Annotated in this window: 15 protein-coding genes and 1 pseudogene; 9 read left to right on the top strand and 7 right to left on the bottom strand. The window is 61.0% G+C overall.

Translation table 11 applies throughout. The features are described 5' to 3' along the window. The first annotated feature begins 53 nt into the window (after positions 1 to 53). Positions 54 to 272: a hypothetical protein gene (locus IVA74_RS25435; RefSeq protein WP_247349068.1), complete on the top strand. Its 219-nt coding sequence runs from the start codon at positions 54 to 56 to the stop codon at positions 270 to 272. A 126-nt stretch (positions 273 to 398) separates the two neighbouring features. Here IVA74_RS25435 and IVA74_RS25430 read toward each other — a convergent pair whose 3' ends face one another. Further along, positions 399 to 626 carry a DUF2171 domain-containing protein gene (locus tag IVA74_RS25430; RefSeq protein ID WP_247349066.1) on the bottom strand — a complete coding sequence of 76 codons (228 nt, stop codon included), beginning with the start codon at positions 624 to 626 and terminating at the stop codon, positions 399 to 401. 118 nt (positions 627 to 744) lie between these two features. Here IVA74_RS25430 and IVA74_RS25425 point away from each other — a divergent pair, with 118 nt between their 5' ends. The 3 genes from IVA74_RS25425 to IVA74_RS25415 all read left to right on the top strand — a co-directional run bounded on the left by IVA74_RS25425 (position 745) and on the right by IVA74_RS25415 (position 4,280). After that, the gene (locus tag IVA74_RS25425) at positions 745 to 1,998 is read left to right on the top strand and encodes a hypothetical protein (RefSeq protein WP_247349112.1); all 1,254 of its coding nucleotides are present in this window, start codon (positions 745 to 747) and stop codon (positions 1,996 to 1,998) included. Positions 1,999 to 2,202: 204 nt separating this feature from the next. After that, positions 2,203 to 2,550, top strand: coding sequence for a hypothetical protein (locus IVA74_RS25420; RefSeq protein WP_247349064.1), 348 nt, complete (start codon positions 2,203 to 2,205; stop codon positions 2,548 to 2,550). 308 nt (positions 2,551 to 2,858) lie between these two features. After that, complete coding sequence (locus tag IVA74_RS25415; protein ID WP_247349062.1) at positions 2,859 to 4,280, top strand: DUF6056 family protein; 1,422 nt, start codon at positions 2,859 to 2,861, stop codon at positions 4,278 to 4,280. Here the strand turns inward: IVA74_RS25415 and IVA74_RS25410 are convergent. Continuing rightward, on the bottom strand, positions 4,277 to 5,350 hold the full coding sequence (locus tag IVA74_RS25410) for a hypothetical protein (RefSeq protein ID WP_247349060.1): 1,074 nt from the start codon (positions 5,348 to 5,350) through the stop codon (positions 4,277 to 4,279). The genes IVA74_RS25415 and IVA74_RS25410 overlap by 4 nt on opposite strands. A gap of 409 nt (positions 5,351 to 5,759) precedes the next feature. Continuing rightward, complete coding sequence (locus tag IVA74_RS25405) at positions 5,760 to 6,152, bottom strand: hypothetical protein (RefSeq protein WP_247349058.1); 393 nt, start codon at positions 6,150 to 6,152, stop codon at positions 5,760 to 5,762. A 50-nt stretch (positions 6,153 to 6,202) separates the two neighbouring features. Here IVA74_RS25405 and IVA74_RS25400 point away from each other — a divergent pair, with 50 nt between their 5' ends. From IVA74_RS25400 to IVA74_RS25390, 3 genes are read left to right on the top strand one after another with little or no spacing between them, the layout of a single operon-like run. Further along, a complete protein-coding gene (locus tag IVA74_RS25400) occupies positions 6,203 to 6,811 on the top strand; it encodes a glycoside hydrolase family 25 protein (RefSeq protein WP_346730981.1) in 609 nt (202 codons plus the stop codon). Next, positions 6,808 to 7,023, top strand: a complete 216-nt coding sequence (locus IVA74_RS25395) for a hypothetical protein (RefSeq protein WP_247349056.1) — start codon at positions 6,808 to 6,810, stop codon at positions 7,021 to 7,023. The genes IVA74_RS25400 and IVA74_RS25395 overlap by 4 nt, the downstream gene beginning before the upstream one ends. Then, a complete protein-coding gene (locus IVA74_RS25390; RefSeq protein WP_247349055.1) occupies positions 7,014 to 7,181 on the top strand; it encodes a hypothetical protein in 168 nt (55 codons plus the stop codon). Before IVA74_RS25395 ends, IVA74_RS25390 begins: the two co-directional genes overlap by 10 nt. Before the next feature lie 15 nt (positions 7,182 to 7,196). On the opposite strand, the gene IVA74_RS25385 is transcribed toward IVA74_RS25390, so the two are convergent. The 4 genes from IVA74_RS25385 to IVA74_RS25370 all read right to left on the bottom strand — a co-directional run bounded on the left by IVA74_RS25385 (position 7,197) and on the right by IVA74_RS25370 (position 8,784). Beyond that, positions 7,197 to 7,652: a hypothetical protein gene (locus tag IVA74_RS25385; protein ID WP_247349053.1), complete on the bottom strand. Its 456-nt coding sequence runs from the start codon at positions 7,650 to 7,652 to the stop codon at positions 7,197 to 7,199. 82 nt (positions 7,653 to 7,734) lie between these two features. Next, positions 7,735 to 8,205, bottom strand: a complete 471-nt coding sequence (locus tag IVA74_RS25380) for a hypothetical protein (protein WP_247349051.1) — start codon at positions 8,203 to 8,205, stop codon at positions 7,735 to 7,737. A gap of 23 nt (positions 8,206 to 8,228) precedes the next feature. Next, positions 8,229 to 8,402 carry a hypothetical protein gene (locus IVA74_RS25375; protein ID WP_247349048.1) on the bottom strand — a complete coding sequence of 58 codons (174 nt, stop codon included), beginning with the start codon at positions 8,400 to 8,402 and terminating at the stop codon, positions 8,229 to 8,231. Positions 8,403 to 8,529: 127 nt separating this feature from the next. Then, the gene (locus IVA74_RS25370) at positions 8,530 to 8,784 is read right to left on the bottom strand and encodes a hypothetical protein (protein ID WP_247349047.1); all 255 of its coding nucleotides are present in this window, start codon (positions 8,782 to 8,784) and stop codon (positions 8,530 to 8,532) included. A 1,194-nt stretch (positions 8,785 to 9,978) separates the two neighbouring features. On the opposite strand from IVA74_RS25370, the gene IVA74_RS25365 reads away from it, so the two are divergent. Continuing rightward, complete coding sequence (locus IVA74_RS25365; protein WP_247349046.1) at positions 9,979 to 11,730, top strand: AAA family ATPase; 1,752 nt, start codon at positions 9,979 to 9,981, stop codon at positions 11,728 to 11,730. Positions 11,731 to 11,917: 187 nt separating this feature from the next. After that, a pseudogene (locus IVA74_RS25360) lies at positions 11,918 to 12,136 on the top strand (hypothetical protein); the annotation flags it as partial.

Genomic DNA, 12,136 nt, shown 5'->3' with positions numbered 1-12,136 from the left:
GCCGGTTGTGGTTCGCCGTAGGAACGTCCGTTCCCCGCCGGCGTTGAGCGGCCATGACCGACCCCGAATTACGCGCACAGTCCTTCGAGATTGCCTGGAAATATCTCGACCACTCCGGCCTGCTCACCGGTGAGCACAGGGAGGCGGCCCAGTTCATCCTGAACAGGATCGACCGCATGATGCTCCGCGGAGAACGGCGAAGATTGCTACTGTCAAACGCCGCGATCGATGCCTACCGGTTGCGGCCCGTGCTCGTGACGTTCGACGCCTGAGGCGAGCCGACGAAACGTGGCGTTAAGACTCGTTCCGAAGGCGATTTCCTGATCGCGATTCGTTTCAGAGAACGAAGCAGAGCGAGACCGTGAACAAACAAAAAGCCCCCGAAGGGGCTCACTGTTTCAGGCGGCTTCCGACTTCGGCACCGCGTCGGCATTCACCGAAAGCTTGACGACATCGCCTTCAACGGCACCGACATATTTCGTGTCGATGTAATGATGATGGTCCTTGTGACCCTCCGGGCTGTCCTTCCGCGTCAGCTTGATGCGGTTGCCCTCGACGCGATCGACGGTGCCGACATGGGCGCCGTCCTTGCCGATGATTTTCATATGCTCTCTGATTTCGCTCATGTTGTTCTCCTTATGCAGCATTAACAGCGAGGACCGGTCTTCGTTGCAAAGCGGCAGTCGTGGTAGGACCCAGCGCGCCTCCGAAACGTTGAACGGCAGTTGCACTTTTCGGGTCCGCATGGAGAGCATTGAGGCCTATCTGGAACGGAAGCACAGGGAGATCAGGCTGTTGAACGATTGCCTGAGTCATCCAGTGCATCTCGCATGTCCGCGATCTGTCGACGACGTCATCAAGTCCAAATTCCGGGTCACGGCGGCGTTGCGGGCAGAGCACGAGTTGCATCAGTGGAAGGCCACGGAGACGGCCTGGTCGCACGCGGCGCCTCCCACCAGCGGCCCATTCACGTTCAGCTACGACTACCAGCGCGCCGACCTGAAAGTACGCGGCCCGTCATTTTATCAATGCGGCCGCACCGAACAGGCGATCTACACTGCCTCGGGCATGGCCGCGATCTCGGCTCTACTGCTGGCCTCGACGCGGGTCATTGGCAAGGCCGACATTCTGGTGATGCCGGGCTGCTACGGCGAGACGATCGAGTTGATCGAACGCTTCGTTCCGCATTTGCGGCTTGTCAGCTTGAAGCTGCCGCTCGGCGATGCGTTGGCGCGGGCGGGCTCGCGGCGGATTCTGCTACTGGATTCATGCGTCCCGGCCGGCGCGTTCGAAGCGGCGCTTCGCGTTGATCCATCCGTGCTCGATCTGCTGGTTTTCGATACGACATGTTTTGCCGGCGGATCGGGCCGCATCCGGCGTGTGCTCGGTTGGGCCCGGCGATACGGAATCCCCGTCGTGATGGTGCGAAGCCATACCAAGCTGGATTCGCTCGGGGCGGAATATGGCCGGCTCGGTTCTGCGGTTTTCGTCACACCAGGCGAGGGCGCGAACGCGTCGCTCTGCGAGCGCCTGGCGCGGGAAACGAGCGAGGCCGTGCGCCTGCTCGGCGGCGCGGCGCTCCCGGCGCACTTTCCGCCCTATGTGGGCACCGCCGCTTATTGGAGGCTGACAAGACAACGCATCGCCGCGATGCTGCGCAACGGCCGACGCATGCGCCGATACTTTGCCTCCGAATTGGCGCAGCTTTCAGCGGAGCTCCACTTCACCCACGGCCTCTATGTCACGCTGCGCGGCCAGCGTCCGCTCGACCAGGCCAGCGCGCAGCAAGCCGCCGAAGACATGAGCCGGGACCTGAGCGGGAAGGGATTTCCGATCCGCCACGCCGGCAGCTTCGGTTTTGATTTCGCCGCGACGGAGTGGTTTCACAACGCGACCACGGGTGAGTACAGCGTGCGGGTGGCGGTGCCCGATTTGCCGACGGAGCTGTGGGATGAGCTTGGCGCGGCCATCGCCGCGTGGTGGGCGTCGAGTCAATGACGGCTTGAAGATGAGTGAAAGAAGGGTGTCAGGTACGGCTGAGTTCGTTACTCTGGACCAATGACCGACCGGTCGGCCGATTTATTGCCGCGCCTGAATCAATCGGTCGCCAAGCATGCTTCCAAGGCCGGCTTCTGGTGGCCGCGACCCGCCCATGCCTGGACGGCGAAGGCGAGCTGATACTGACTCACCGCCGTGCCCGCGATGGAAGCCCGCGCCGTCTCGATTCGTTTTGTGATACCGCTGGAGCTCACGACGCCTGCGTCGATTGCCAAATACGACATTGCGATTACAGCCACCGCAGATGCGATCGCCATTCTCGTCCACTCGGATAGCGGCATCGGAGTCCTTATCGAGCTCAATTCGCCCGGCGCGTGGATAAGGCTGATCTGGCCGGTTGAAAGTTCGGGGCGACGATTCCCACGCATTCGTGAAGGACGATGGATCGGCAGCTGCGCCGCATTGCGCTGCTTGGCGGGCGCTGTCGCCGATGTCCCGGGTCTTGGAGACTGGCGATCCCGGCAGGGGCTCCAGAAAACTGGAAATCAATGAGTTACGAGGAAGTGGGTCACATGGGCCCTCCATAGAATTCGAAGCGGTTTTTTGCGCGTGTGCCCCACTTTCACGCATCGTTCTGCCCTCCCGGCGTGAAGGCGAGAGGTTCGTGGCGCCGCCGGCCATCGCCGCCCATGGGTGCTCATGGCTGGCTCCGATGGCGGGAATGGACTGGGGCTCTACCCCCAGACAGCCAAAAGCCGCCCAGGCGGGCGGCTGCCTGATTGAACGCGTAGTGGTTGTGGTGATAGAAACCCGGCCGACGACACATCCATCAGATCGATGCATGGCGCCCGGGGAAACACATGTTCAAGGACCGCGCGCTGCGCTTGCTGCCATTCCTGGCTGCCGTGGCGCCTATCGTCATCCTGTTTTGCCTGGCCACCATCGCACTCTACGGGGCACCGGAAACGGATGACTTCTGCCTGGCAAACCACTTCAACGCCGACGGCCTGATCGGCACGCTCGAAATCTACTATCGGACATTGATGGGACGGCTTGTTCCGCTCGCCCTCATCACCGTTCCGGCGATGCTCGCAAAGGCATTCAACCTCGACTACTTCGTCATGTATCCTTCGATCCTGATCGCCGGCATCGTTACTTTTATCGCGTCTATCACGCTTGCGATCGGGCGCCTGTGGCCTGGCATTGCCGTCCCGGAGAGGGTCCTTGTCGGGACGACGCTTGCGGCAACGATCGCGGTCCTCGCCATAAGCCTGCGGGAGATGTTCTATTGGGTCTCCGGCAGCGCTCCGTATATGGTTCCCGCAGTCATCGTCACGATCGTCCTCGTCGAGATGGTGAGATCGGCAGCGAACGAAACCCTGCTATCGCCGGCCGCGATTGCCCTGCTCAGCCTGCTCTGCTTTCTTGGCGCCCTCTGCAACGAGTTCACGCCGCTGTGGCTCATCGCCTTCATCACGGCGTCACTGCTGTTTCGAAAAGCCTGCCATCATCCCACCCCACAGGCCAGAAGCCACCTTGCGATGGTGGCCGCCACTGTGGCCGGCCTTGCAATCCTGCTGCTCTCGCCCGGTAACGCGCTGCGGATGGAAGCCTATCCAGCCGGTCAAAAGCTCGCCGAGTCCTTCATGATGGCGGCCTATTACCTCTGGCTTGATCTGTGGTGGCTATACGACGAAGCCGCGGCGCGGGCGTGGGTCCTGTTCCTTGTTAGCTTCTCGCTCCTCGTCGTGCCTGCGCGCCGCGCGCCGACGAAACCAACACTGCTACTTGCCGCGGGGCTCATCGTCCTGATCCTCGGTTGCGCCTATGCTGCTTACTTTGTCGCATATTTCGCCACCGGCGAGGATCTGGCGACGCGCGGGCGCAACGAGGTGATTGTCCTTCTCCTGGTCGGGCTCGGCTGCGTCGTTGCGACATCTGCCCGGCTTCTCCCCCGAGGCGCAGCGCCTGGCAAGCGGAACGGCACCGTCCAGGTTATCGCGTTGCTAGCCTGCGCCGCGGCTTCCACGCTTCTCTTCCGAGGTCGCGCACTGGTCGCCGTCAACGCGGAGAGCTCGCAATTCGCGACGTTCCAACAGGAGACCATGGAGCGGCACACGCTGCTCCGGACAACAGCAGAAAAATCCGTCGTCGTCCCCGAGCGCTCCGTCAAGCCCCTCGTCCTGATGTCTGCTGATCTCACCGCTGACCCGAGCCGCATGCCAAACGATTGCATTGCCGCTTTTTACGGGAAGAGAGCCGTCGTCGTTCGCGCCCGTTAAACCCTACGAGCAGACACCTGCGTTGGGACAAGTGAGGCCATGTTCTCGCAGCGGCTATTCTCGATCCTTGGGAAGCCGCCATTGAGAAGAAATCCGGGGCCGGTTTGGTATGTGCCGCCGCTCGATGGGCCACCGAGAACGATGTCACGAAGCGCCAGAATGGTGCTGCCGAAGTTGACCCCGGAGCCCGTCGTGTTCCCCATCCAAACCATTGGCAATGTCGATAGCGCCGTGCAGCTTAGCTTATCGATAGAGGCGCGGCTCGCGCCGCCATAGCCTTTTTCGAAATGCACACAGCCTCGGGTGCCGGCGTAAATGTAAACGTTGTCTATGCCGCCGGAGTCCTGTGTGTTGTTGGAATAGACCATATAGGCGCTGCTCGATGCGACGGAGGTTCGAGCGGCAAGCTGAAGATTGCGGAGGACTGTGCCGAAGCACGCGGTATGCCAGTTGACGTCGCACAGGGCGAAGAAGTGAGACGTGCTGGTGAACGTGTCGCACATCCGAATAGCCGAGCGTGGTGATCGAGGTGAACGCCGACGGATTGAGCGTCGCGGCGATCGCGCGTGATGGCAGCACCGGATTGATGCCGCACTGCCAGCCAGTGCCTGACACCCACTGAGTAAATTGTAGAGCGCCGAGCAGGAGGCAATTGCGAGATCGCTGGTCGTGATGCCGTCGAGCGACCCCTTGAGCGTGTTCGCCGCGCCGGGCGCCAGCTTGGTGTTGGTGACGTTGCCGTTAAGAATCTTGCTGGTGGTGACGGCGTTCGGCCGGATCGTGGCGACGCCGGTCGACGTGTTGACCGTGACGTCGCCGCTCTGGGTGAAACCGCCGAACGTGGCCGCCCCGGCCTTGTACTGCTGCTGGCCAACACTGCCACCGGGCGCCGCGGTCGTGACCGCACCTTGCACGAACGCCGTCGACGCGGCCTGGTTGGTGCTGGTGCCGGGCGGTGCCGTCGGCACGATGCAGTTCGGGTTCGGTGATCCGCAGCCCTGTGCCTGGGCGGCGGACGGGATTGCCAGCGCAAGCAGGGCTGCGACCAGCAGCGATTTCAATTTCGACATTCAGACGACTCCAAAAATGCGAAGTCGTCGCGCGAGAGCCGGCGTAGCCGCGCCGGCGTGAGGTCAGAGCAGTTCGAGAATTTCCAGCGGGGTGTTGGCCGGAGGAAATCACGTTCCAGCCGGCGTTGAAGTTGATCAGCTTGCCGTCGCCGATAAAGGGCTGCTGTCCCTGTGACAGGATCGGAATGCCGCGCCCGACGATGGCGGCCTGGTTCGCTGGCACGACGTAGAGCGTGTCCACGGCGCTGCCGTCGATGAAGATGATGCCGCGGCGCGCGGCGTTGGCGCCGATCGCGATGATTGACGCACCACTGACCAGGACGCTCGTTCCCTGCGGCGAGGCGATCTGCACGCTGAGGTTCTGCTGGATGGTAGGCAGGATTCCGTTGGCACTCATCTGTTGTCTTTCCTAGATGTTGTCGGTCCAGCCGTAGCAGGCCGTCGTGGTCGAGCCGAACGAGCCCTGAGTCTCGACGAAAATCTGGCCACTCTCCAACGTCAGTTCCGCGGACTGATTGATGGTCGAGGTCGTGGTGGCGTTCGTGTTGCCCATCGCCACGTTCTTGGCATAGGCGATGATCTCCTCGAAGTTCTCCTTCGGCTTCGATCCGAACACCTTCATCAGCGCGTAATGATCGGCCGACTTGTTGACCGAGTTGAGCCATGCGTCGGTCGGGTTGTGACGGCCGAACTCCTTGTTGTAGGCTAGCCAGTCGTCGGCGCTCTTCCAGTGCAGCGTGCGTTCCTGCGAGACATGGCGGGCGACGTTGGTGAACATCGGCTCGCCGGAGACGGTCTCCATCTCGAGGTGATCGCCCGTGACGAAGCCGCCAGACCCCGCGCGTCGTCGACATCTCGCATCACAACATCGTCAAGGATTTCGGCCTGGTCGCCGCGGCCGGCGTCTGGGGTGTGATCCACAAGGCCACCCAGGGCCGCGCCTACCGCGACCCCGATTATGCCACCCGGCGCAAGGCGGCGACCAACGCCGGGCTGCTGTGGGGCGCCTATCACTTCGCTACGGGCGATGCGGTCGAGCTCCAGATCGAGAACTTCATCAAGACCGCGCAGCCCGACGAGCGCACGCTGATGGTGCTCGACTTCGAGGACAACAGGCCCTCGAACATGAGCCCGCAGCAGGCGGTCGAATTCCTGCGCCAGCTCGAGGCCCGGCTGGGCCGCCCTGGCGCGATCTATTCCGGCAACCGGCTCAAGGAGAGCCTGGCTGCGCTCGGCCCCCAGGACCGCGCCTACGTCACCTCGCACAGGCTCTGGCTGAGCCAGTACGGCCCGACGCCGCGGCTGCCGACGGGGTTCGAGAACTGGTGGCTGTGGCAGTACACGGGCGACGGCATCGGCCCCTTGCCGCACAACGTGCCCGGCATCGTCGCCGGCAATGGCGGCATCGACCTCAACGCCTTCGACGGCACGGTCGACGAGCTCGCCGCGAGCTGGGCGTGAGCGAGGCGCCATTCCTGCCGCAGAACGATGCACTGATCGCATCGTTCTGCGGCATGGTCTACCACCCGCTGGCGCTGGTGAAGTTCGATCATTTCGACGCCGGCGAGGACGACGGCGTGTGCTGGGCGCTGAAGCGGCTGCCCGGCTTCGACGTCGTGGTGCTGCGCGGCTTGGTGAGGCGCGCAACGACCGCACGCTCATCGTGTCGGTGATTGGTTGTGGATTGCTGGGCGCGGCGTTCGGAGCATTGACAGCCTCAGGCCCGATCATGATGATTGTCGCTGCGGCCTTCTACGGCTTGATCGGATTGCTGCTTGGCGCCCCGATCAGCTTCGTCATCAATATGACCCGTCACGTCGGCCGACGCTGAGACACCGGTCGCCAATCATTTCGGCGGCAAGCACCTGTTCAGCCGCGCATCCTGATTTGAGTGTACGAACCTGCAGATTCCGAGAATTTTCTCTTCGAAGACCTGATCGGAAGTTGGGGCGACATTGCTCTCTAACATCAGGCCTAGCGGCGTACCTCGGCTACATTCCGCTGAATGTCGTTCGCGATAGACGAAGTCGCTACATAGCTGCGCGCTGGCGGCAACCTCTTTGAAAGCCTTTTCGCGCATGTCCTGGTCCATCGCCTTGTACCGAATTGCATCCGTGACGGCCTGTGCGTGGATCGCTCGAATTTCCTCATCCGTCATGAGCGATACTCGATGCGCTCGCATACTTCTCAAATCCGGCTCGGCCCGGTCATCGCGTTTGACCCAATAGAAGGTGCCGCCGCAGATTGTAGCTGCGAGCACGACCGCTACGAGGATGGCGAGTGTGTTGCCTGTAAGTCTCATGTGTTGGACCGCTTCGCTTCAATGCAAGTCTGTCCCTTGGTCCTTGCTGGCGCGAGACGACGCGCGCTCGCGGACGACCCCGCTACAGGTCTACCCACCAGTCCTCTTCCAAGCCTAAGGTATTGGCGATGCGCTGGCCAAGTTGGCGGGCAACTGCTTCGTCATAGGCTGGTCTCGGCAAAGGGCTTTTTCTAATCGGGTTGGATATCCAGTTTCCAAGGTTGATCTGTCCGTCTTTTATGAATTTTGCAAACGATCGGATTTGGCAAAGCTCCAGCATCAGCCGATTGAGAGAGACGCCGTAGATTTCACGCGACGACAGGTAAACTCGCATGCAATCCGCGAGAGTTGCCTTTCCATCGCTCGGCCCAAAGCTAGTCCACGCGCAATCGTCAGATCCGATCTCCCGACGGGCGCGCGCCCAGAGCGTGCGTTTACCGCTCGCGATGACAAAACGGTCGTCTGACCGCTCGAACGCCTCTGGATCGGAAACACGCCCGCTATCTGCTGCCCAGTACCACTGCGGCGCGTCATCGAAAGTTGGATCACTCATTTCGCAATGCCCTTCTTGCTGCCCTAGGAGATGCCCAACAACCGCTTCAGCGTGGCGCGGTCTTTCTCAGTGGGCGACACCTCGAGGGCGTTGTGGCCGCCGAATCTGATGAAGACTTGGAGGTCGCTCCCAGCAAGATCGAGTTCGCGAGCGATCTCGTCATAGACGTGTAGTTGGTGGTCGGTCGGATCGTCCAAGATACGACGATGCACGTGCTGGATGATCCGCCGTGCCGTCTCGTTGTGTTCGATGACCTTTCGGCTTTTTTTTTGGATCGGAGCCTCGGTAGTCCTTCAGCCGTGCTTGCAGAGGAAGGCCGGGCATTTAGAAGGCCGTGCCGCGGGCGTTCATCTGCCGGCAGTAGTTTCCGATCTCGGCTTCGAACCAACCCTCGGCTTCCGTTTGCGCGCCGATCTCAGAGCGGAAGTTCAAATACAAGCTGCGGTGGTTGGCTTCGAGCCATTGTTTGAAATCAGAAAAGCTCGGATACCATCCCGGCTTGGGTCGGTAGTCGGTTTCGCGCATCCACTCTAACGCGAGCCGCCGAATCCCGTCCTCGGCTTCCTTCCTCTTCAACATGTTTCGCAGCCTTGAGCCGCGGGCGGCAAGTCGCGCCCCGATCTGACTATCAGCTGCCGGCTTGTCCGGCTTCCAAGCCAGGCCTTTTCAAAAAAACGGCGCACATCGCTCTGCATCAGGGGCTTCTCCTTTCCGCGTGATTCGGTCCCGCGAATGGGATGCCAGTCTCGCGCTGTGTAGTGGAGCGCTGGTTCGTTTATCCCGGTTGTTCACAGGTCCGGCGCAGAGGCTGTATTCCACCTGATTGCGAACGAAACAAGAAGGCCTGTGTTGCGTCCGTGTTGCGCGGAGCGATTTGTAAGAATGCGTAAGCCGTTGATTTCCATGAAAGCGATTGGCACTGCCTCGCAACACGAAAATCGGCTCAGAACGAAAGCGGTTCAGGTCGAAGCCATTGAGTTGTAAGGCTAAAAGCTGGCGATCCCGGCAGGAATGATTGAATTCAACGATTTCAACGGCTTGATAGCGAGGTTAGGCAATTTTCCTACCATTGTTTCCCATAGAGAAATTTGGCGATTGCCTAACCACCGGCAAGCACCTGCCGGCCGTAGCCACCGCTATCCGCGCGGATCCATTTTATACCAGTCTTTAGCGTCCCTCTCGCAGAGAGCCCCACTAGTTAACATCGGAATGCAGTGCCGCGCGTTGGCACTCTGCACAGTTTGCGATCCCGACCGCCATATTTGTCATGGCGGAAATGAACTGCCGCGAAAAACAACCTGCGGCACCCCTGAGTATTTCAGCGGCAAACTCGTACTTTATATTGAGACCCCGGAAACGAGCGAAGGCGCACGCGTGCGGGGATACGCTGACGGACACTGCACCGCGCGAGCCGGTCCGACCTCGACGCCTGGATTTTGTCTAGGCGCCGAACCTCGACGTGGTCGACCGCCAACGACAACAAGAATACGGCTCCCCCAAGCCGCTAAGAACGCGCTTCAGCGCGTAGTACCTGCCACCACCTATATCTGGATACTTCCTTGAAAATTTTAGACTACCGACCTGCTAGTAGCGTGCGACGGCGCATGGCCGTCTTCGACGCCGAGGTAATTCCCGGAGTTCGCCTTCTCGATCTTTCTCTTATTCGTAAGCCAGACGGCAGCTACCGCGTCTTTAGCTCGACCGTGCGATTTGACGTCGCAATCGCGAACGAACTTGCCCGGGCCGCAGTGTCGGCCAGTGGAGGCGGTAGCCATGACCGAGACTAACGAGGAGTTCACCGGCCTGCCCAACCCGGCCGATGTTGATGCAGCCATTCAGGCTGCGGGCGGCCATGAAGCGGCCCGCGAGTGGTTCGCACAATACGACCACGTACAAGACGGCGCGAAGATGATAGCGGTGGACGACACCGCACCGGACGATGTGTTCCGTATCACCGACGATGAGCCGGAATGGATTGCGATTCCTGTCTATCAGGATGGCGTATTCGTCGACGCCGTCCTGATGCATAAGAACACCCCGCGCTCGTTCCATACGGTCTGCGGCCGGGCGAACTGGCTCGGTGCGGAGAACACCGGCGACGCCAAGGTAATTGTCCACGAAAGCCCGCTCGATTGGCTCAAGGCCGATTGTAGCGGCGTTGTGTCGGTCGCAGGCTTTGGCAATAGGCAGCACTTCAAGGACCTGGCCAAGGCTTGCACCATTGAATGCAGCACCATCGACGCTGCCAACGACGTCTGGGAGTGGACTTTTGGCGGCGATGATAAGGCGCTCAAGAAAATCCAACTCAATGGAGATGCCGACGCAATCCGCGACGATTTGGCGTGGCATGCTGCGGACACTGCGAAGCGGCGAGTCCGTGACGCGCTGGACGTGCCGGCCGGGGCTGACCTGCATAAGCTTTATCGGCAAGTTGATGCAGTGTTCGCCGCGACTCCCGCCAACGACAACAAAAAATCATGCTCCGGCATCGATGCCCAGACCTTGCTCGGTATGGAATTCGAGCCAATCAAGTACGTCATTCCGGGCTACGTCGCCGAAGGCCTGACCATTCTTGGAGGCCGGCCAAAGCTTGGCAAATCATGGCTGGCCTTGGATTGGGTTGTCGCGGTGGCGAGCGGTGGGCAGTCTCTGGGCGTGAAGTGCGAACAAGGTGACGCGCTATATCTGGCGCTTGAGGACAATCAACGTCGATTGCAGGACCGCCTTCGCGTAGTGTTGCCCAAGCTGAAATCAATGCGGCCAGACCTCTCCCGGCTAAGGCTTGAACCCGAGGCGCCGAAAATCGGTGAAGGCCTTGTTGAGTTCCTGGACGCATGGCGCACCCGCGTTGATGACCCGCGCCTCATTGTGGTGGACACCCTGGCCATGGTGCGCCCGCCGAAAGGACGCAACCAAGACAGCTACGCGGCGGACTATGCCGCCCTGTCGCCCTTGCAGCAGTACGCCAGCGCGCACAGGCTTGCGGTGGTGGTAGTGACGCACGTGCGCAAGATGGAGGCCAGCGACCCGCTTGAGATGATATCGGGAACCAACGGCCTGACGGGCGCGGCCGACTCAATCATGGTGCTGGACCGTGCCGCTGACGGGCCAAAGCTGTACGGCCGAGGCCGTGACGTGGAGGAAGTCGAGAAGGCGCTCAAGTTCGATGGCGGCAAGTGGTCCGTGCTCGGTAACGTGGATGATGTGAAGCGTTCCGGTGAACGCCGGAAGATCATGGATGCGATGGGCAGCCATGGTTCCAAGCTGTCTCCCAAGGAAATAGCAGAAGCGGCCGGCATGAAGGTCAACAACGTGAGTCGGCTGTTGGCCAAGATGGCCGCCGCTGGAGAGGTGGTGAAGGACGGCTACGGCACTTACTCTGTACCCCCCGGTAAGAGTGGTCAGACCGGTAAGAGTCCCTCGACACAGTATCTAGGTAAGAGTGATCAGAATGAAGAAGAGACAGAGACAGACTCTGACCACTCTTACCGGTCTGACCGGGGTGCACTGAGCGATGCAGCCTGATGCCGGGGCCATCGCACTCTCTCCCACCATCCAACAGGGGACCGACGCGCCCAGGTCCCCTTGTTTGCGTGCAAAATGAAAAGGCAAAGTTGGTCTGCAGACCGCCATTCGATCCGGCCGGAGAGCCCGGACGAAACCAAGAGCCGATAACGGCCAGATCAGCAGCACTGATTGTCACGAGGTTTCCATGAAAAAGCATACCCCATTTGAGTCCCGCCTTGCTCGCGCCGGCAGGCGCTCTGATTTGCGGCTCCTGCAAGACTACGCCGGGCCGCACGCGCCTCTGGCATGGATGCCGTCGAATGAGAACGAAGTTGGTGGCACCCAGGTTGACCGGATCGTGGAAATCCGACCGTCGCCTGACGAAATGGTTCGGCTCGCCGCGAAGGACGCTATTCGCGCGCGC

This window comes from Bradyrhizobium sp. 132, from assembly GCF_023074185.1.
GTDB lineage: Bacteria > Pseudomonadota > Alphaproteobacteria > Rhizobiales > Xanthobacteraceae > Bradyrhizobium.
Note: the sequence above shows the minus strand (reverse complement) of the source record. Positions and strands in the feature narration are given on the sequence as shown.